Source organism: Neptunomonas japonica DSM 18939 (assembly GCF_000422765.1).
GTDB lineage: Bacteria > Pseudomonadota > Gammaproteobacteria > Pseudomonadales > Balneatricaceae > Neptunomonas > Neptunomonas japonica.
Genome location: NZ_AUGR01000014.1, coordinates 139938 through 161053 on the forward strand (window position 1 = coordinate 139938; position 21116 = coordinate 161053).

Consider the following 21116-nt stretch of genomic DNA (forward strand, 5'->3'; position numbering starts at 1 on the left):
ACGCTTTAGCAGTACACCTGTAACCAACCGACAGTAATGATTGCTACTGAGATACCACTCTATACTTCTTACATACAGATCAACTGCTATTTGGTTATTTTACGATCAATTTCAACCGCAGAGTAATACTAGTACAGTTAGTATGCCTTTAATATACTAACGACAGTCACTGCACAAAACTTTACCAAAATCTTAAAAAGATACCTATATACGGCATAAACACTCTAAAAAGGTGATGAACTGTACATAATATGCAGCTGTGAATGCTCGCCCTAAAAGGGCTTTTTCAAACTCTGGGCTCCTGATGGTCTTTTCACACTAGGGCCACAGCAATGCTAAAAGTGACTTGTTTTCTTAATAAAAATGAAACAATAATCTCGCATTATTATCTGGTATATACCAATATAGATTATTTAATGAGAACTAGAGCATGCATACTTTTATTCATCAGATCAGCGAGCTTTTTGTTGCACAAGGCAATAACTCCTACGGCGAGGATATAACCCAAACAGAGCATGCGGTGCAGTGCGCCGAATTAGCGATTCTGGCGAATGAGTCAGATGAATTAATTAGTGCTGCATTGCTGCATGATATCGGCCACTTGATCGCAACCACTGATATAGCTTACGGCAACTATAAACATGACTCAGTGGGTGCTGACTTTCTTAGTCAGCACTTTGGTCCAAGCGTTACTGAACCCATTCGCCTTCACGCACAAGCTAAACGCTATTTATGCAGTGTTGAGCCTGGCTACCTAGAAGGTTTATCCGCTGCATCCTTGGATTCATTTAGTCACCAAGGAGGTCTGATGAGCGATATTGAACAGCATAAATTCATTGCAGAAACCTATGCAAAACAGGCTATAAAACTACGCCGCTGGGACGATGAAGGTAAAGTCCAGGAGCTAAGCCAACAGCCATTTGATCATTACCTACCTCACCTCACAGCTTCTTTCATTAACAGTTCTAGTGCCGTGTAATCTATAAACGCTAACCAGGATAACGATTATTATGAAAAACAGTTATATTGATGAGCTAAAAAGTAGCTTTATTCAGCAGGGTTATATTGTTCTTCCACAAGCCTTGAGTGATGCTGATACAGCTACTCTAGAGCAAGTCAGCCAAGCACTAAACACACGTTCTCAAGAGCTGTTAACAACAGTAAAGAGTAATAACCAAAACCTAAGTGATTTCTATCGAGAAAATCTCTCTGAACTCATTGCCGTCCCAGAGTTTGATAATGAAGAGAAAGTCTGCCGGTACGAATATCTTAATGGTTATAGCCAGCAGATAAAGACATTAATCGTACCTAAACTGCAGCAGATGATTCGCCAGTTAACAGATACTGATTTTGTGTTATTCAAAGATAAATGTAACGCTAAAAATCCTGGAGGCGGTGCGTTTGAGCCACACCAAGATATTATTGCCTACGATCAATTTAAGCCTGCCTATCATGTAACTGCGGCGATCTTCTTAGATGATGCAACATTAGAAAATGGCTGCTTGTATTTTCCAAAAAATTATCAACAGGATCTGGCTGACTTAGAAACTCGCAGAGTACCTACACCAGTCGGCGACTTACCCATATTACAAAGCTATGAAGGTGGAACAACTCACGGCAACATCCGGCAAGAAATTTGTGACCAGATGAATTGGACACCTATCACTGCGAAAGCCGGTGATGTGGTTTTATTTGATTCATACGTGCCTCACTACTCTAAAAAGAATGAGTCACAACTCACTCGCAGAGCGATGTTTTTCACCTTTAATCCACTTAATGATGGAGACTTCTATGAAGCCTATTACGATATGAAGCACCGGGAGTTTGATAACCCTAAATTTCACGTTGCTACCCCTACCGCTCATAGCAAACGGGAATTATAAATACGATATTCGACAGTGCTGAAATTAATTTTAGGGAGGCCCTGCTTCCCTCGATTTACCTTATTTCTCCTTACCAGCAATAAAAACACCTTTAGCCGCTAATCTTTTTATTGGTTTAGCGGTTATTTATCTAAAGTGGTTGTTAAAGAGCAACCAACATCAGCCCCACTAGCATAACTACAACGCCTTGAATACGTGGTAAAGAAAACGGCTCCTTGAGCCACAGCATGCCAATAATCACGCCAAGTGGAATACTCACTTGGCGTAGCGCCACTACATAACTCACCTCAGCCACCAGCGACATACTCACCAACACCAGCATGTAGGTAGTGATAACAAAAATCCCGGCAAGCAAGGCCCAGCGTTTATCGGGTAAACCCAACAACGGCTCACGTAAAACAAATAAAATGAAAAATAACATCCAGCATAACGAAACAGCAGACTGCAATACAACAAAGCTACTTCCTGCCTGAATTGGACTAAATCCGCTATCAAGCATCAAATTGATAGCCATGCTATCTAATATGGAATAACCCGCTGTTGATAGCGCTGCCACCAACACCCAGCCCATTGATACATTAAAGTAGTCGTGTATTTTTATGCTTCTCCAATGTTGTAACGGTACCAATACAGCCCCCAAAACAATCAGTACCATACCGACCAAATCATCAATTTCTAGCTGACTTTCCTTATATATAAAGAAAACTAATATAGGTACAAGAAACACAGGCAGTGCACGCGCAAGAGGATATACGAGGCTTAGATTACCAGTACGGTAAGCTCTTGCTAAACCGATCATATAAAATGTTTGGCATAGCCCCGAAGCAAACAAAATCCCCCAGAAGCGTTCAGGTAATGTTACGAGTAAGTTTTCACTGAGCAGCAGTAAAGGGCTGAATATTAGTCCTCCACAAGCCGTTGTCCAAGCATAAAAAAGAACTGATTGAGAGCTCTTTTTACCTATTACGTTCCAGCTAATATGTAGTACTGCTGAAATCATAATCAGAACAAACGCTGTTGTTGTCATAATTACGTGAGCATCCACAAGACAATGCACCTAAAAATCAGGCGTCATTCATTCATAGAAAAGTAATACAGTATAAAGAAAGGCTATTTACTGGTATATACCAATATAAATATCAGCAAAAATAATGCTCCATTCCACGGGGAAAGGTTAATAGAATTGGCTCGCGTATGAGTTGAATAAAACGTTACACAGCAGAAAAGCATACATGGATGATAGCTATCTTCAGGTTTGAAACTGAACGCTCAGAATAGAGCGCCAAATATCGTCAGTTATTATTCACTTGAACAGCAACTTTTAGCGCATCATGTATCCAGTACTCCCGATCATACTCAAGAAACGCACCGCTCTTATCTAAGGTTAAACGCTGCATATAAAGACCCGCACTACCCGAGTTAACGCCCAGAGCTTCAGCCTCCACGCCTGTTAAAGCCTGAGGAAATATTTCGATGTTTCGCTTCCCAGGAACAAGATCATATTGCTCACGTAACAACAGCCAAATAGAAAGGTCGGTATCTTGATCGAGTAGCCCAGGGCACCCTCGCGGATTGATGTAATTATGTTCAACGACAACACAGCGAAGATCAACAGAGCGGCGGCGTAAAATATGATAGATAGGAGCACCTTCTGCCATACCACTAATATCAGCTAACCAACTCGGCGCTTCTATAAGACGTTTACTAAGGGTTTCTGTTGAGGGAGTAAATCCTTGTTCAGTGACTGTATTATAAAAGCCTATATCTAAGCTTGGGTCATAGATAAGACGCTGTGGTGTTATATACCAGCCGCGCCTGTTAGAGCGAAAAATAATACCTTCTGCTTCTAACTGCCCCAAAGCCTGACGAACAGTTACCCGAGTCGTATTAAAGCGTGACGCCAACTCGCGCTCAGCGGGTAAACGCGCTTGGCTATCCAGCTGTTGCTCCTGAATCCATTGCCAAAGCTGATCTCGGACCTGCACATAAACAGGTATATCATTACGTAGCATTGGCTCAGTTCCTAGCTAACAGATTTGAATTCAGAATCCTACCTGCTCACCTAAGCAATGAGAAGTGTATACATTAATATTTCGAAGGGTTTATTCCGTACCATGTACGAAAAGTTCGGATAAAATGGGTCTGTTTCTGTCCCAGCCAGTTCATCAAAGTACTCATTCAATAGAGAAGGCGCTATACGAAATGTACGCATGCAATATTTACGTTGTTCATGACCTAAACCATCATGAATTTCACCTAGAGGCATAACGGAGACTCGGCCAGGCCCTAACAAAACTGTTTGGCCTTTAAAGCGTTGTTTTTGAACGCCATCGACCACTAGCCCTATGTGATAGTCCAAATGATAATGAGGCCGGAATTCAAACTCCGAATAAAACCCCTCACTCAGAATCAGGTCAGCGTTATCTGCTACTCGGTGATATTGAATACTATCTTTCATAGCCTCTCCAGATATTTTTATCCACTAATAATTCACCGACAAAGCTGTCGTGACGATTGAATAAATGCATCAACTTCCTGTTTAGAGGTGGCATATGATGTTACTAACCTTACCACGCCAGCTCCCCAACGGTCATGATAGAAACTAAAACCCTGCGCCAACAACCCCTCTATAACATGTTCAGGAAGACGGCAAAAAATAATGTTGGCTTCATTAGCCCCAATCAGCTCAACCCCGATAATAGTTGATAGTCCCTGTTCGAGCCTTGTAGCCATTGCATTGGCATGGCGTGCATTTTTAAGCCACAAATCATTTTCTAAATAAGCTTCTATCTGAGCCGAAAGGATGCGCATTTTGGAAAACAGATGGCCACCACGCTTACGCCGAAATGCGAGTTCGTCAACACAGCTTTGATCAAATAACACAATCGCTTCCGCTGCCAATACACCATTCTTAGTGGCGCCCAAAGAGTGCACATCTCCCACTTTACGCTGCGCCGCAATTCGCAGCGCTTGTACATCCAGTTTTGCCTTTTCACCAGGCACTTCGACTAACTTAGCGCCACCGCTATAAAACTCCGGTGCGCCACATTCATCATTATTAATATGGCTATCAGCATGACAAAGTATAGAGCCTCAAGGAGGGTTAAGTGCCGCTAAGCTAAGGCACTGGCCGCAGAGCCAGTGGGTACAAGAGAAACTCTTAAATCGCACTCAAAAATGTCAGCCAAGCGCATCTCTACACTAATAGTATGTTTATCAGCACCATACGGCTGCGCTGCACCCGCACTACAAGCAACGATCGCTTCAAGCACTTCTGATGAGGCTCCAGCGATATTATCACTTGTAAAACCACCTCTAAGCCCCGGTAGCATTTCAGTTATCTGATTACATACTTTCACGCTTAGAACTCCTGAATGTTATTGGGATCCACTTTTGTTTAAACACTAGTATCTACACTAAATAATAATCAGGATTGTAAAATATTGCAGAGAATCACATGCAAAATACTAAACCCACTCTGAGAGTAATTGATGCGACTTTGAATGACTAAGCTGGCTCCTAATAGTTTTTCAGGAACTAAATCAATAGCAATCAATCAATTTAATCTATACCCAAGTAACACTATGAAATATAACTGTTTCATCAGCTGTTTAATCACTCATAACAATGGAAATTTAGTGAATAATTTATCAAAGAAAACATCTAACACCTTTTCAAAACTGGCCAAAGCCACAGTGCTTACCTTTTGTGGTTTAAGTGCAGGGTATACCGCTGCAGCCGTGTCTCCTCAGTTAGAAGCATTCAATACGCAATGGGCTCCTGCCTTTAGCGCAAAAAACATAGACCTAGTTACAAGCTACTATGATGATTCTTCTATCGTCGCAAGCTTCCCGTATAAACCAGAAGCCAATCTTAAAGGCGCTGACGCTATTGGCAAGATGTTTCAAAACGGCCCTTTCAATCTTGAAGACTTCAAGGTAAACGTGATTCCGCTTGGCTTTGAAGAAAAACAAAATACTGCACTGCTGCTAAAAAACTGGAACGTCAGTCACAAAGGTGGCGAATTCTCTGGTTTGGCTATCGAGGTTTTGAACAAAACGCCTGTAGGCTGGAAACGCAAAATTGATATGGCAGCAGGCGGCATGTCCAATGTGGCCGACTTTGCTAAACCAGCGAGTAGCAAAAAATACACTTTTACAGCCATCAACGCCGATGCAGCTCAAACGACACAACTAGGTGTAGTAACACAAAATACCACTTTGAACACCGCACTAGTAGAATTAATGACTAAGAATGACTACCAAAACATTACTAGTATTATCAATGAAGATAATGGCTTGCTAGTGGCTCGCATAAACCATGATGGGCAAGACTATGTGACGTTTAGTGCGCTGAAAAAACAGCAGGATAATTGGAATATCGAAGTTCAGTTCTTCTCAGCTCTTGAAAACAAGTAGCTCTGTAAGCTATCAATAATTACTGATAGCCACCTTCTGTACCGGTTATCTTCCTGCGACAAGAAACGTTTGGAAGATAACTGGCGAAAATACAAACTTAATTATCAAATCGATAGCCTATGCCATGCACAGTACTAATGATTCGCGGCTCTTTAGCATTTAGCTCAATTGCCTTACGCAATTTAGAGATATGCTGATCGAGTGTCCTGCTGTTGGCAAAGTAATCCCGCCCCCAACAATGATTAAACAATGCATCGCGATCCACCACTTTGCCGCGCTGCTCAAAGAGCAAACGTAGTATTTTCAAATCTCTCAGACTTAACTCAATTACCTGCTCATCGCGCAGTGCACGTAGTTCTGATGGCCTGATCTGAAGATCATCCATAACAAAATTGTCGCTGTCTACTGTACCCGCAACAGGTCGCAAAGCTCTTCTTGCTACCGCCCGAATCCTAGCGATAACTTCGCGACTTCCGAAAGGCTTTTTAATGTAATCATCAGCCCCTAATTCAAGCCCTAAAACTTGATCGATCTCTTCTGATTTTGCAGTAATAAAAATCACCGGCAGTTGTTCATTGTGCTGGCGAATACGCCGGCAAACCGCATAGCCGTCTTGTTTGGGCATCATGATATCTAATAGCACCAGATCAGGCTCATGTTGCAGGTACAACTGCCATGCCTGATCACCATCCGCTGCTGCTATACACTCATAGCCTTCAGACTCTAATAACGTCTCCAGCCCTTGGCGGATATGTAAATCATCTTCTGCAATCAACAGCTTCATAACGCTTTCCGTTTAATCATCAGGTTTATCATTCATCATTGTTGGCACGGTTACAGGCGTAACTAAACTCAGCAGAAAACTGGCTCCCGATACAACCTCATCTGTAGGTCTTTGTTCTATTATCAGATCTCCCTGATGAGCTCTGGCCAGATCACGCGCCAGACCCAATCCGATTCCCGTACCACTTACGCCGTCGGTTAGCTTGTTGCTGCCACGGTAAAATGGCTCAAATAACTTTTCAGATTCATTTACGGATACTCCAGGGCCAAAATCACTAACACGAATATAACTATATAAAATACCTGAGGTCTCTTTTTGCCAGCTACGAATATCCACAAACTGACCATCAGCGGCATACTTTTCACAATTACTCAGTAAGTTATTTAAAACTTGCTCCAACGCTTCACCATCAAAATAGCATAGGTGACCAGCATTGCCGGTAAAGCGTATCTTTAAATTTCGCGTACTTAAGACGGGTGTAAACAGCTCAACCACTTGCGCTATACACTTATCAACACCCCCTTGCTGATGCCTAATGCTGACGCCTTCACGCTTGGACCGTGAAAAACTCAGTACATTTTCAATCAACCGCGACAACCTCCCCGCTTCGCTGCCAATCACTCCCAGATAACGCTGCGCAACCACTTCATCTTCTGCCAGTTCTTGCTCAAGCATCTCTGTATATAAACGCACATTGGTGAGCGGTGTTTTAAGCTCATGGGAGACCTGATTAACAAAGTTCACTCTCTGTTCTGCTACCCTCAGCTCTCGGCTATGCTCGCGATATAACCAATAAGCCAAAGTAGACAAGCTCACCGCTAATAAGAGTAATAATGTAAACAAACCCAACCAGCCAGTGATCACGGCAGGCTGGGCGACAGCATAATAATCAAGATGCCAGCTAGTCACAGGGTGACTCAAAGGTAATGTCTGCAGCGGTTTACTGACACCTGCCGCAGAGTCACTCCCCTGCCCCCAGCTGTAGGCCAACTCCCCTCGGTCATTTACCAGGCGAATTTCACTGCTAACTTCCTGCTCTGTAGCTACAGCGTCTCCCGCAACAGCGCTGGACGGCAACAGGTTAATGAGGTCCGATAAAAGTCTGGATGAGTTCAGGGCAAAACCAACCGTATTACCATCACTATCTTCTAGCCAAAAGATCTGTTGCAAACCCGCTTCTGCGTACCAGGCGATCCAACCATGAGGCGTTTCTTCTTCACGCTCTGTAGGTGAAGCATCTGCACTGTAACGAGCTTTGCTAGATACCGAGTCGCTCAATCTGGCGCTCTGTAACTCATCACTGTTCACTCCTAAATAACGTGGGCTAGTAACATTCTTTGGAATAACCGGATCCATAGCCGACATGGTAAAGCGCTCGGGGGCGCTCAACAGATTACGGGTTAGCTCTACGAAGTCTTGCTCATGCTGATTCAACGGCTGGTCTTGCGGAGGAAAACGCCTTTCGCCAGCCTTAGACAATACAAAAATTTGCTTTACCGCAGCCGACTGGCCAATAAAACGACGTACACTCTCAACGTTATATTGCCCCTGTGTTTCTTTCTGTAAAGCTTGTGCTTGGAGGATAAAACGCTGCTGCAGTAAGAAAAAATGTTCCTGAAACTGCTGATCAATACTCTGCAACCGACTGGTGACAAGGTTGTTTAATTGATGTGCCGCAACCTGCTGTTGATCCAGTTGAAAACGAACGCCAAACCAAACCAACAACAAGAGTGGCAGTGCAATAATGATAGCGAGTATTAGCGGCGCTCGTTTTTTCACAGATTCAGTCCGATGATGTGTATAGATGCATTAATACTTTTGTTGAGTAGCTCTTTTATACTGTCGTGCTTTTAACTCTTTACGTTGTTTATTCCAGTCTTGCTCAGTGTCTAGCGCATCTGCATCTTGCAAGGCTTCTTCTTTCTGCTCCTGCAAGCGTGGAGAGCTGAGCGACTGTGCCTGAGAACCCAAATAGGACGCACTGTCCTGCAGAATCTTCTTCGCGCCTTCTAAGTCACCGCTATCACGGGCTTCAATAGCATTTTTGCTGAACTCATTTGCGACCTGTTCAACTGCCGCCTCAAGCGCCTTATCATCACGAGCGGCTTTAACTTCTTGTTGCGAGAGGCTAAATCGAGCAACACTCTGGCCGGATAAGTTTTCTTGATTCTGGGTAAATAGATTATTGTAGCTAACATTAACTGCCACTAGCTCAAGCTCTGTTTCTGCCTGCTGCTTAGGAACTTCTACCTCAAGAATAACGAATTTTTCCTGCTCGCTATACAGCTGATTCAGGCGAGTAGTTACCCGGTTACCAATAATCTCGCTCTCACGCCCCAATAGACGAATAGGTTTTACGCCGTTGCGACAACGGATCTCAATATTAACACCCTGCGCTACCACTGAAAGCACATCACCAAACTCGTACTGAAAAACAGAAGCTAGGTCTTCTGCATTTTCAACAAACGCATGGTTACCATCGCTAAAACCAGCTAAACGGGTCATTAAGTCTTCGTTATAACCCAGCCCTAAACCGATAGTGGTGACACTAATACCCTCTTTCGCCAACGAAGCACCCAGTTCGCCCAGTTCAGACGCAGTTTGAGGCCCTACATTGGCTAAACCATCAGACATCAAGATAACGCGATTTACTTTATTACGGCTTAGAAACTTACGTAGCTCATTAGCCCCTTTGCTCACACCAGCAAACAGCGCGGTATTGCCATTGGCATGAACATTACGAATGGCGTTATAAATTGACTGATGATTACGCACTTGAGTCGCAGGCACGACCACCTGTACTTTAGAGTCGTAACTAACCACTGAAACAATATCCCGCTCATCAAGACGCTTAATCGCCATAATAGCTGCTTCACGGGCGTACTTAATTTTATCGCCACCCATTGAGCCAGACTTATCTAAGACAATGGCTACATTGGCAGGTATGCGAGCCTGCTTGTCTTGTTGCTTAAAACCTTCCAGAGAAACTTTTATAAAAGCCCTGTGACTTTGCTCAGCCTCCATCACAGGAGTTGCCAAATTGATATTCAAACTCACCTGATTAGCCTGAGCCAAAGCTGGCAACAAACTTAGTAAAGCAAACCCAAATGGCCGTATAAATCGTCTTAGCATAGGGATATCTAATTGAGTGTTCATGATGAAGTTCCTGAATAGTGAGTATAGTGGATCAATGCCACCGCTGTATTAACTCTACGTTTAACTGGACAGGAAGAAGTCAGATAAAGTTATCTGTTATGTAAGAAATTTGTAAAACATTAAGCTCATGGGTTAGGAGCACTCCTCAGCCAATATCAACTGGCTAGGTGTTGTTGTAGAACATGGACGCCAATGGTAGACGTAAACCGGAGTGTGATAGACATCTTTTAGCCTAGTAACTTTTACAGGCTGGCACGAAGGCAGTGCAAACGTGTTACTCACAATGCGAATCTCACGAAACAGTTCACACTTCAGCTTTTTATGCAGAGCAACCATACCTCCAGGAAAAAGATAACAGAATAAAATAGAGGCACTGCCTAGGTCTGCTTTTATAAAATCTTTGCGATAAATCGTCAGGTTATCCAAACGTAAGCTGTACTTACGAATGATAGAAATCAGCCATGGAAACCATGAGAGCTCGTAGCCTATCACTTGATAGTGTGGATATTCTCGGGCAAGAGCGACAACAAGTGTTCCCCAACCAGAACCAAGATCAATCAAAGGGCCATTTGCAGGCGGGCTAGTTGAAGCAAGCATCGCTTGGCAGGCCTTGCCTGAACTCATCATGGGCGAAATACCTGTTTGCAACGTGCTCCAAACAATGGATAAAGCAATCAGAAGGACGACAACAACTAGTATCAACTCAAGAAAAAACATATCAACGAGGATCTATGATTTGTTGGGATTTCATTTTTTAGTTGTACCTAACACTTTAGTAAACGAAAGTTAAATAATAGCAACACAGCAAAGTTAGCAATGTTAATACCTCTGTTTAGGCCTAGCTTTATTGTAGCCATATATAACAAAACAAAGTGATATCAACTGCTGAGCCATTAAGATTGGTTTATCTTGCAATAACATTAGGGCTGCCGTACTAAGATTCATTAACATAAAGAAAAGCCAGCCGATGTTGTTCCCCCTAGCCAAATAGTTACTACCCAAGAGAAAACCTAGCATCATTGCGACTTCTAAAATCTGCGTGATAGATGCAATGCCAGAATGATAATTTATACTATATAAAAGACCAAAAATCAGTGAAGAAAAAGTAAAAGCCGCGACTATGTTATTGAATAACTTATTTGATTTTTTATTCTCGTGGTAAGCATTATATAATCCTAATAACATAGCGGGAGTCGCACCAGCTTCAATTGAGGCTGCTATCCAATTTTGACCACTTACTAAAATAATAACCCATGCTGGAACACCTAGAATGTAGATTAACCACGCTGAGAGCTTTAAGTTCTTTTTTGATGCCCCTGTCCTACCTTCTGAAAGAGCGAGCAATATCTTATTTAATAGATAAAAAGTACCGCCCCATACCTGTAAGACTAAATCCATACTGTAAAGATCTCACTTAGCGTTAATTTTATCCGAAAACACCAGCCTACTATTATCTTGTTATTCTCATGCTCCCTATAACCAATACTCAAAGAGTATCATTCTATTTATTGAGTATTCGATTGTTGTACTCCGGATCAAACGCAGTAACTTTCAACGAGTTTTTAAGTATGTTGCTAACACCTTCACTATCGTATTCTTCAATATATACAATACTTCCATCTACTAACTGAGCCTGCAATTTCCGATATTGCTTTTCTTTTAACCATTCCATGAATATCGATACGATATTTTCAATCAAGATTTCATTGTTATCACTACTAACGACTTCAATAGTTTCGTCCATAGCAACCACAAACTTTTGTGTTACAGGTAACATCCGAAATTCTATATCTCGCTTTTCAAACAAAGCAATAAGAGTATTCTCAGGATCAAAAAGAACTATCTCAAATAACGTCTTTTCAGTCATTGATATACCTCTGCAACGGTTAAGTTTAAGGTCGAAAATCTTACTTATCTCGCTTTGGCTTCTGCTCTTAAATCGAGTATTTTTCCTACAGTGCGATTCCAGTTAGCGGCGCATTCTGGGCCGCAGCGCTCGGCCCAGCGGGGCAAGATAACATCCATAGCAATTTTGTTACGCACGATAAGATCAGACTTAGAAGGCTCTACCATTACCATGTTACCGATATCACCAATCGCGCAGGGCCCTTTAGATAAGCACGCTAAAGCAACTGCATCTTCCTTTGCTGTTTCTTGCCACATGCTTTCTGTAAGTACTGCAATTTCATTTTTTAACAGCGCTTTTTGCTCACTGCTTAGCAAATTCCACTTATTCATATTCATTGCCCCAAATGCCAGCCCCCAGCCCACGCGTAAGGTAAAGCCATGCGAAGCAACCTTATACAACTTACTCGTATAAGCAGACATTGTTCCGGTGATTACGCAGTCAACAATTCCTTTTTCAAGCGCTTCAGGTACATCGTTATAGGGAACACTCACTGGGATAGCTCCCACACCTTCGACAAAATCGCCTAGTGTTGTCAGAAAAACGCGTATGCGCTTTCCTTTAAGGTCTTCAATATTACTGACCTTGCGGCTACACCACAGCATTTGGCTTGGAAATGGGTAGAGCATCATCAACTTTGCATTGTATTTTTCTGCAAAGGCACGCTCCAATGTTGGAAAATAAGCATGTGCTACCTGTTTTTGTACATCAATATTTTGCACCAGAGACGATAGATCTGCGCCCTCAAATATTTCACTTTCAGGTACCACATATCCTGGTAAACCAAAGGCAAAATCAAACACCCCATTTTTTACCAAGCGCATGATCTCATAACCCTGCAAGCCCAACTCAGTATGGGGTTTTATCTCACCAATAATCTGGCCGTCGCTCACCTGTGCGATACGCTTATTCCAGAAGGGCCCTTCATGCTTTTGGTAGTTGGTAAAATAATCCCACGTACCCACTGCTTTGATGATAATTGTATCGTTTGCCGCTAAAAAGTTGCTAAATCCTGCGATCATCAAAAAGACTAAGAATGGCGCTGAGTACTTTTTTATTATTTTCATAAACACCGGCTGTTACACGTATTTAAAGCATGTATTAATAGATTTTTAAGGCTAGCTCTATTTATACTGCTGCCTATAAGCAGTGATAGCAACCAAATTATAACAACGACTCCCCTATGACATAATTTCTCATTAATCTCTCAAATGACTATGATGTAACATAAATCCACCAAGGCTCCCGTTATATGAAAAGTAAGTATCGGTTAGGAATTCGCGGTCGATTTTTCTTAGCATTTGGAGCATTAAGCGCCCTAACCTTGCTCGCCAGTATCATTAGCTGGATGTCGTATAACCGGCTTGGAGATGAGTTAAACCAGGTTGTTGAAGGGAATATACATACCCTTAGCCTGATGGCTGACTTAAAAGAAAAGGGAACGAAAATAACCCTGATAGCCCCCACCTTACTCGCAGTAAAAGATGAAGCGAACCGCCAAAATATTCGTCAGGACTTAAACCTCAACATATCTATTATGGCCTATTTGCTACCGCAAATTTCTGCGGCGACTCAAGATCATCAAGCGCAAAAAAACCTTTCTGTACAGATAGAAACGTTAAAAACCACACTGGCAGAGCTGGATAGTAATGTATTTGAAAAACTCAAAATACAGCAGCAAAAAAGATCCGAAAATCAGCGCCTCAGATGGGTAGCATCCAGCTTTTTGAGTGATATCAACCGGCTCACAGAAAACGAGCAACGCTACCTATATAGCCTTTTAAACCAAGAATCACCTGACTCCTGGCTTACAATGAACAACTTTGGTAAAGACGCCGCCAGCACCATAAATGCCGATTTGCAAAGACTGTACCGCATAAAAGCGGATGTAAACCTACTCATTAATTTAGTTGATAGGGCCCAGCACCTACCCGACCTCAACTCCCTGATTGCTACCCAGACGCATTCCGATGAGATCATTCAGCGGATTAAACAAGATATTGAAGCTGTTGGGAATATACATGGCGTTAAAGCCTTAAAGCAGACCATTGTAAATATCGTTTTCCTGACACGCGGCGAAAACAACATGTTTACTATCCGTAGTAAGGAACGAGCCATTCTACAATCCGGTGAATTACTGCTTGACCGTATCAGAGAGGAGCTTGGCAATTTAAATCAAGAAGTATCCATCCAAACAGATAATACCGAAGCGGCAGCTCAAGCCTCTGCACAAAATGCTCGGGAGACAATTAAAAAAGGGCGTATCTGGATGTTGCTAATGGTGGCCGCCAGTTTATTGTTCTCAATTTTGATTGTCTGGCTTTATGTGGGTAGAAACATGGTAGGCAGGATTACCAGTTTAGATGCCAGTATGCGCGCGATTGCCAACGGTAACCTTGATGAAGACGTACAAGTAAAAGGCAGCGATGAGATTGGCACTATGGCACGCTCACTGGTCAGTTTTCGCGACCAACTCGCCACCTTACAAGAAGACCTAGTACAAGCGGGTAAACTGGCGGCTCTTGGCCAATTATCGGCCGGTATCGCCCATGAGATTAACCAGCCACTATCAGCGATTGGGCATTACTCGCATAACGGTTTACGCTTGATAAAATCTGGTCGGCTCGACGAAACAGAGAAAAATCTTAATCAGATATCCAACCTAACTAAGCGTGCGACCACTATTATTACTCGCCTTAAATCTTTAGCCCGTAAGCAACAAGATAACTTAGTTAAGGTTGATCTGCGTTTAGTAGTGGATAACGTACTTTCGATGCTTGAAGGGGATGAAGTCCGAAAACTCACATCAATAGACATTAATTTTGATCATGATCGTAACTTGGTTAATGCCGACTCTGTGCAACTCGAACAAGTCGTACTTAACTTAGTGACTAATGCTCTGGACGCCATTAATGATCAACCAGAAAAGCACATAACCATTAATTGCTTGCATCAACGTGATCGATTTGAGATTTATGTACGTGACAATGGTCCCGGAATTAGTAAAGAATTACGCGAGCAGATTTTTGAGCCATTTTTTACAACAAAACGCCGTGGCCAGAGTTTAGGGCTTGGTTTATCTATTTCATATAACATAATAAAAAGTTTTGGTGGCAGGCTAACAGTCGATGATGGATCGGGCAGCGGCGCGTCATTTTGTATCCAGTTACCAGAATACCGGAGAAGTAAGCCATGAGCTCAGCCATATCTAATGGCCAAGTAATAATCATTGATGATGAAGAGATCGTCCGTGAATCAATGATTCAGACACTGCAGCTTGAAGGCTATAACGCCAGTGCATATGAAAACCCGCAACGCGCCATGGAGCAGTGCTCAATGAACTGGCAAGGGGTGATTATTTGCGACGTGCGAATGGATATCATGGGTGGGCTTGAAGTCTTAAAGCTGATTCTTGAAATTGATCCAGAGATCCCTGTCATCATGTTCAGCGGGCACTCTGATATCGCCATCGCGATTCAGGCAATACGCTTGGGCGCTTACGATTTTTTGGAAAAAACCGATGATCCCCAGCACCATATCAATACAGTGCAAAGGGCGTGGAAAAAGCGCCAGCTAGTACTCGAAAACCGCAGCTTACGCCAAGCGATCCAAGGCCAGCACGAAATTGATAACCGCTTGATAGGCCAGACAGAAGAAATCATTCGCCTACGAGAAACGACTTTACAACTAGCGCATGTCGATGTGGACCTGATCATCAACGGTGCAACAGGTACCGGCAAAGAAGTCGTGGCCAATTGTTTACATGATTTTAGCCCACGTGCTAAAAAACCTTTTGTTGCGCTTAACTGTGCAGCAGTAACAGAATCGATCATAGAAAGTGAGCTGTTTGGCCATGAGGCTGGCGCTTTTACCGGTGCAAATAAGAAGCGTATTGGTAAAATAGAATATGCCAGCGGCGGGACGCTTTTTTTAGATGAGATCGAAAGCATGCCGGCCTCACTTCAGGTAAGACTGTTACGCGTTCTCCAGGAAAGAACCCTGCAACGGTTAGGCGGAAATGCCGATATTGATGTGGATATCCGTGTTATCGCCGCATCAAAAGTCGACCTACGTGACGCTGCCGATCAGGGTCAGTTTCGGGAAGACCTTTATTATCGGCTCAATGTGGCAAGCATCGAGATCCCCAACCTTGACCATCGTAAAGAAGATATTCCCGTTCTTTTTAGTCATTTTGTTGATCAGGCGACGCAACGCTTTGACCGCGAGAGCCGCCCCCTGCCTAAGTCATTATTACAACAGCTAAGAGCACAAAGCTGGCCCGGCAATGTACGCGAACTACGCAACGCCGCTGAGCGCTGGACTTTGGGGCTCTCAATCGACGCGGAAACTGACACTCATGCCTATACGACACAAACAACCAAAAACGCTAATTTAGATGAGCTTGTCGACCGTTACGAGCGCGAGGTTATCGCTGCCGCACTGATAGCAAACAACGGCCAAGCCGAACTTACCGCCGAAGCGCTAGGGATTCCGCGAAAGAAACTGTACCTTCGCATGAAAAAACATGGGCTCGAACGGAGTGACTTTATAGACGAGTGAGTTAAAACTGACTCAGAAAGATCACTACACTTGAGTCAACATTGACCCATAGAGCACTAACCGACTTATACAACAAAAACTAAACTTCTGTTTTTTAAGGGATTAATTATATTTTCCGGGTCTGGTACAAGGTTTGCAAATTACTAAGGTAGCAAATGCCATTGGTATCGCTAACAAACCATTGTCCCGGAGAATAATAATGAAATTTGTACCTAAGAAAACAGCTATCGTGCTTGCATCCCTACTCACACTCGGCTTAGCAGGCAGCGTTTCTGCAGAGACTCAATGGCATATGCCAACCCCTTATGGCGATGCTAACCTTCCTACCCAAATCGCCCATCAATTTGCTGAAGATATAAAAAACAAAACGGCTGGCGATCTCGATATTGTTGTTCACTCTGGCGCTTCACTGATCAAGCACCCTGAAATTCCTCGTGCTGTAAAAACTGGCCAGGTGCAGCTAGGAGAAGTCTTTATCGGCATCATGGGTAACACCCACCCTGTCTTTAAACACGATAACATCCCCTTCTTAGCAACCACTTACGATAGCGCTGAAAAACTCTGGAATGCAGCAAAACCTGAAGTTGAAAAACAACTCAACAAAGAAGGGATGATGTTGCTGTATACAGTGGCATGGCCTGCTCAAAGCCTGTATACCAAGTCTCCGGTTAACTCTTTAGCAGACCTGAAGGGTTCCAAAATGCGCGCTTACAGCCCTTCGACTTCTCGTTTGGCTGATCTAATGAACACGTCACCTACAACAGTGCAGGTGCCAGAAATTCCTCAGGCATTCAGCACAGGTATTATCGATGCGATGATTACCTCCCCTTCTACCGGCGTTAATGGTCAGGCATGGGATTACCTAAGCCATTACACCGATGTTCGCGCATGGATTCCTAAGAACGTTGTTGTTGTTAACAAACGATCTTTCAAGCGACTTGATAAGAAAACTCAACAAGTGATTCTTGCAGCAGCAGCTAACGCAGAACTTAAAGGTTGGGCAGGTGTTCGTGGCAAAGCTTTAGAAGATACTAAAACGCTGGCAGACAAAGGGATTATTGTGTCTGAGCCTTCAGTAGAGTTAATGGCTGAACTGAATAAAATTGGCACAACAATGATCGAAGAATGGAAAGCAGAAGCACCCGAAGTTGAAGCAATACTGTCGAACTTTAACCAGTAATTTTCGTCGCCAACAGGCCCTGCTGATCCAGCAGGGCCCATTACAGAGGTTATTACTATGCGCGCTCTACTCGATAAGCTTTATCTAGCATCCGGGTACTTATCGGGGTTTTGTATTGTCCTGATTACCCTAATTATCACCGCACAAATTGTCGGTAGGATGTTCGGTTTTATTGTGCCTTCAGCAGAAGACTTTTCTGGCTATGCGCTGGCCGCAGCCACATTTTTTGGCCTTGCTTATACCTTTCGTGAAGGCGGGCATATCCGTGTCACTCTGGTTATCCAGCATTGGAGAGCAGGCTCACGCTACATTCAAGAGTTACTCGTACTGTTTTTTGCACTGCTACTAGTTAGCTTTATGTCTTTCTATTCTATTCACATGGTGTGGGAATCGTACATTTTTGAAGAAGTCTCTTCAGGATACGTCTCAATTCCAATTTGGATGCCTCAAGTACCTGTCGCTCTAGGTATTGTCGTATTAAATATTGCTATTTTAGACGATGTTATCGCATTACTAAGACGCCATATTCCTTCATACAAAGCTCACGAAGGCGAAATTCATCTGGAGGATACCTAATGGATATTACAATCATAGGAGCCTCGCTGGCGATATTCATGTTAGCCATGTTAGCGCTGGGTGTTTGGGTTTCATTAGCACTGTTTGGTGTAGGTGTGCTGGGCCTGTACCTATCAGGCAACAGCCAGATAGGCTTACTCTTTGCAACATCAACCTGGGGTGCTAGTACTTCTTGGTCACTAACCGCATTACCGCTATTTATCTGGATGGGAGAGATACTGTTTCGCACCCGCCTTTCAGAAGATCTTTTCAAAGGCTTGTCTCCTTGGCTTAGCGGGCTACCGGGCAAGCTACTGCATGTAAACGTACTCAGTTGTGGTATTTTTGCGGCTGTTTCTGGCTCTTCCGCTGCAACAGCGGCCACCATCGGGCGCATGACACTGCCAGAACTCAAAGCTCAGGGCTACAGCGACCGCATGGCGGTTGGCACACTTGCAGGGTCAGGAACCTTGGGGTTACTGATTCCGCCGTCAATTATCCTGATTGTTTACGGTGTTGCTGCTGAAGTATCGATTGGTCGTCTGTTTATCGCTGGCGCACTGCCCGGGTTGTTATTGGTGAGTTTGTTCATGGGCTACACCATCATCTGGGCATTGCTAAATAAAGACGAATTACCAAAACATAATAAAGAACACGTTTCTTTTGCAGCGAAAATCAAAGCATTACGGTTATTGCTGCCCATTATGGGCCTGATCGGTTTTGTACTCGGGTCAATTTACGGTGGCTTAACCACTCCAACCGAAGCAGCCGCTTTGGGTGTTGTGGGTGCACTGTTTTTGGCAGCAGTGACCGGCTCGCTGGATATGAGCAGCTTTGGAGGAAGCCTAACAGGGGCGGTTAAGAGCTCTTGTATGATCGGAATGATTCTAGCCGGCGCCCACTTTCTTACCTTAGCGATGGGCTTTCTTGGAATACCACGAGCATTAGCAGAGTGGATTGGGCATATGTCTTTATCTCCAGGAGTACTGCTGATTTATCTAACCGTGTTGTTTGTTGCTCTGGGCTGCTTCCTCGATGGCATTTCAGTAGTGGTGTTAACGGTTGCTGTGGTGTTGCCCATGGTGCAACAGGCTGGCATCGACCTACTCTGGTTCGGTATATATATCGTTCTTGTGGTCGAGATGTCACAGATTACGCCACCTGTTGGCTTCAACCTGTTTGTCATTCAGTCCTTAACCGGTAAGAATATTCTGTACGTGGCCCGTGCCGCTCTGCCGTTTTTCTTACTCATCCTGTTTGCTGTGGTATTAATCTATCTATTCCCTGAGATAGTCACTTACCTTCCAACATCCATGAGCCAACGATAATCTACAGAGGGCCGCCACTAAGATGTTCCGGCCCTCTGCTTAACTTCTAATAACAAATACAGTTGAGCCGTATCGATGAATACACGATTTAAAAGCCTGATTAGCCAATACATAAAAGCCAAAGATAACAATAAGCCTCACTTAATGAATGAGGTGTTTGCAGAGCCAGCTACATTAAAAATGCTTGTGCAAACAGACAACATATCATTTCCTGCAGAGGTTGAAGGTTCGAAGAGGATAACCCAGACACTGGTTAGCGAGTTCAACAACAAATACGAGAACATCTATACCCTTTGCCTTAGTGATACCGTGCAACAACAGCAAAATAATCTTAAATGTCGTTGGGTTGTTTGCATGACGGAAAAAGCCTCCGGCTCATTGCGTTTAGGTTACGGTGATTATCTTTGGCACTTTACAGATAATACCCCTGCCCTTGTAAATGATTTAACCATCACTATTGAGAATATGACTCTTTTACCTCAAGAGTTACAGCCTCAAGTATTATCTTGGTTTGATAGGCTCCCATGCCCTTGGGCTCTGTCATCAGAGCTGCAAAAAACAGTGCCTGACATCGAGCTACTCATCACGACTCTAAAGTCTCTTTATCAAACCAAAGACAATCCTGAATAGAAAACTGAAAAGGAACAGATCAAATGCCTACTATATTAATTACCGGTGCTAACCGAGGCATCGGCCATGCTTTAGCTCAGTCTTATCTACAAGATGGTTGGCGTGTTTTTGCGGCCAGCCGCAAGCCAAACGAGTCTTTAATTAACGGAGCAAAAGCAATAACTCTGGACTTAAGCAGCCCAGAATCCATCCAAGAACTAAAGTTAACACTGGCCGGCATCCCCATCGATATTGTCTGGAATAATGCGGGTGTTTATTTGGATAAGAACCAGCCCTTAGAACAGATCGATAATAACGACTGGCTACGTTCGTTCGAAATCAACTGTATCGCGCCGATCCGTATTGCAGAAGCACTGGTAGAAAACGTGAGTATGTCAGAGCGAAAAGTGATTGCCTTCACCACCAGCAAGATGGCTTCACTCGCTGTAAATGGCGCCAGAGCCTACGCTTACCGCTCATCAAAGGCAGCACTCAATATGGCGGTCCGCTGCTTTGCAAAAGACCAAGAAGCTCAAGGAATCAGCTGCCTTCTGTTACACCCCGGTCATGTAAGAACAGATATGGGAGGGCCAGAAGGAGATATCGACATAGCAACCAGCATTACCGGTATGCGATCTGTAGTCGACCAAATTAACCCTGCCTGTAAAGCCAATATGGATGAAGGCTACTTTGATTACGACGGCAGCAGAATTCCTTGGTAAAGATGGCTATTTGGC

22 protein-coding genes are annotated in these 21116 nt (G+C 43.5%); 10 read left to right on the forward strand and 12 right to left on the reverse strand.

From position 1 onward, the window contains the following. The first annotated feature begins 430 nt into the window (after positions 1–430). Entirely contained in the window at positions 431–979 is a 549-nt protein-coding gene (locus G511_RS0110175) for an HD domain-containing protein (RefSeq protein ID WP_028469537.1), read from the forward strand. A gap of 31 nt (positions 980–1010) precedes the next feature. After that, positions 1011–1883 carry a phytanoyl-CoA dioxygenase family protein gene (locus G511_RS0110180; protein WP_084629069.1) on the forward strand — a complete coding sequence of 291 codons (873 nt, stop codon included), beginning with the start codon at positions 1011–1013 and terminating at the stop codon, positions 1881–1883. Positions 1884–2025: 142 nt separating this feature from the next. On the opposite strand, the gene G511_RS0110185 is transcribed toward G511_RS0110180, so the two are convergent. From G511_RS0110185 to G511_RS24740, 5 genes are all read right to left on the reverse strand, one after another. Beyond that, entirely contained in the window at positions 2026–2928 is a 903-nt protein-coding gene (locus G511_RS0110185; protein WP_245573921.1) for a DMT family transporter, read from the reverse strand. Positions 2929–3175: 247 nt separating this feature from the next. Continuing rightward, the gene (locus G511_RS0110190; RefSeq protein ID WP_028469540.1) at positions 3176–3895 is read right to left on the reverse strand and encodes a UTRA domain-containing protein; all 720 of its coding nucleotides are present in this window, start codon (positions 3893–3895) and stop codon (positions 3176–3178) included. Positions 3896–3945: 50 nt separating this feature from the next. Beyond that, positions 3946–4341 carry an AraC family ligand binding domain-containing protein gene (locus G511_RS22495; protein ID WP_051221849.1) on the reverse strand — a complete coding sequence of 132 codons (396 nt, stop codon included), beginning with the start codon at positions 4339–4341 and terminating at the stop codon, positions 3946–3948. Positions 4342–4373: 32 nt separating this feature from the next. Beyond that, complete coding sequence (locus tag G511_RS24735) at positions 4374–4886, reverse strand: threonine aldolase family protein (protein WP_245573927.1); 513 nt, start codon at positions 4884–4886, stop codon at positions 4374–4376. Between the two features lie 110 nt (positions 4887–4996). Then, positions 4997–5242, reverse strand: coding sequence for a beta-eliminating lyase-related protein (locus tag G511_RS24740; protein ID WP_281170417.1), 246 nt, complete (start codon positions 5240–5242; stop codon positions 4997–4999). A gap of 279 nt (positions 5243–5521) precedes the next feature. Here G511_RS24740 and G511_RS0110205 point away from each other — a divergent pair, with 279 nt between their 5' ends. Further along, the gene (locus G511_RS0110205; protein ID WP_028469541.1) at positions 5522–6301 is read left to right on the forward strand and encodes a Cif family virulence factor; all 780 of its coding nucleotides are present in this window, start codon (positions 5522–5524) and stop codon (positions 6299–6301) included. A 97-nt stretch (positions 6302–6398) separates the two neighbouring features. Here G511_RS0110205 and G511_RS0110210 read toward each other — a convergent pair whose 3' ends face one another. The 7 genes from G511_RS0110210 to G511_RS0110240 all read right to left on the reverse strand — a co-directional run bounded on the left by G511_RS0110210 (position 6399) and on the right by G511_RS0110240 (position 13214). Then, on the reverse strand, positions 6399–7085 hold the full coding sequence (locus G511_RS0110210; RefSeq protein WP_028469542.1) for a response regulator transcription factor: 687 nt from the start codon (positions 7083–7085) through the stop codon (positions 6399–6401). 12 nt (positions 7086–7097) lie between these two features. After that, on the reverse strand, positions 7098–8864 hold the full coding sequence (locus G511_RS22505) for a sensor histidine kinase (RefSeq protein ID WP_051221851.1): 1767 nt from the start codon (positions 8862–8864) through the stop codon (positions 7098–7100). A 30-nt stretch (positions 8865–8894) separates the two neighbouring features. Continuing rightward, positions 8895–10241 (reverse strand): vWA domain-containing protein, encoded by a 1347-nt coding sequence (locus G511_RS0110220; RefSeq protein WP_028469543.1) that lies wholly within the window; start codon positions 10239–10241, stop codon positions 8895–8897. 132 nt (positions 10242–10373) lie between these two features. Next, a complete protein-coding gene (locus tag G511_RS22510; protein WP_051221853.1) occupies positions 10374–10958 on the reverse strand; it encodes a class I SAM-dependent methyltransferase in 585 nt (194 codons plus the stop codon). A gap of 102 nt (positions 10959–11060) precedes the next feature. Then, positions 11061–11639, reverse strand: a complete 579-nt coding sequence (locus G511_RS0110230) for a hypothetical protein (RefSeq protein WP_028469544.1) — start codon at positions 11637–11639, stop codon at positions 11061–11063. Between the two features lie 103 nt (positions 11640–11742). After that, a complete protein-coding gene (locus G511_RS0110235; protein WP_028469545.1) occupies positions 11743–12108 on the reverse strand; it encodes a hypothetical protein in 366 nt (121 codons plus the stop codon). Positions 12109–12152: 44 nt separating this feature from the next. Beyond that, a complete protein-coding gene (locus tag G511_RS0110240; RefSeq protein WP_245573924.1) occupies positions 12153–13214 on the reverse strand; it encodes a TRAP transporter substrate-binding protein in 1062 nt (353 codons plus the stop codon). A 185-nt stretch (positions 13215–13399) separates the two neighbouring features. Here G511_RS0110240 and G511_RS0110245 point away from each other — a divergent pair, with 185 nt between their 5' ends. From G511_RS0110245 to G511_RS0110275, 7 genes are all read left to right on the forward strand, one after another. Beyond that, positions 13400–15343, forward strand: a complete 1944-nt coding sequence (locus G511_RS0110245; RefSeq protein ID WP_028469547.1) for an ATP-binding protein — start codon at positions 13400–13402, stop codon at positions 15341–15343. Beyond that, on the forward strand, positions 15340–16707 hold the full coding sequence (locus G511_RS0110250; protein ID WP_028469548.1) for a sigma-54-dependent transcriptional regulator: 1368 nt from the start codon (positions 15340–15342) through the stop codon (positions 16705–16707). Before G511_RS0110245 ends, G511_RS0110250 begins: the two co-directional genes overlap by 4 nt. Positions 16708–16906: 199 nt before the next feature. After that, positions 16907–17887 (forward strand): TRAP transporter substrate-binding protein, encoded by a 981-nt coding sequence (locus G511_RS0110255; protein WP_028469549.1) that lies wholly within the window; start codon positions 16907–16909, stop codon positions 17885–17887. A gap of 57 nt (positions 17888–17944) precedes the next feature. Further along, the gene (locus tag G511_RS0110260; protein ID WP_028469550.1) at positions 17945–18463 is read left to right on the forward strand and encodes a TRAP transporter small permease; all 519 of its coding nucleotides are present in this window, start codon (positions 17945–17947) and stop codon (positions 18461–18463) included. Then, on the forward strand, positions 18463–19770 hold the full coding sequence (locus G511_RS0110265; RefSeq protein ID WP_028469551.1) for a TRAP transporter large permease: 1308 nt from the start codon (positions 18463–18465) through the stop codon (positions 19768–19770). The genes G511_RS0110260 and G511_RS0110265 overlap by 1 nt, the downstream gene beginning before the upstream one ends. 75 nt (positions 19771–19845) lie before the next feature. Next, a complete protein-coding gene (locus G511_RS0110270) occupies positions 19846–20400 on the forward strand; it encodes a hypothetical protein (protein ID WP_028469552.1) in 555 nt (184 codons plus the stop codon). Positions 20401–20423: 23 nt separating this feature from the next. Beyond that, positions 20424–21101 carry an SDR family oxidoreductase gene (locus G511_RS0110275; RefSeq protein WP_028469553.1) on the forward strand — a complete coding sequence of 226 codons (678 nt, stop codon included), beginning with the start codon at positions 20424–20426 and terminating at the stop codon, positions 21099–21101. The last annotated feature ends 15 nt before the right edge of the window (positions 21102–21116 follow it).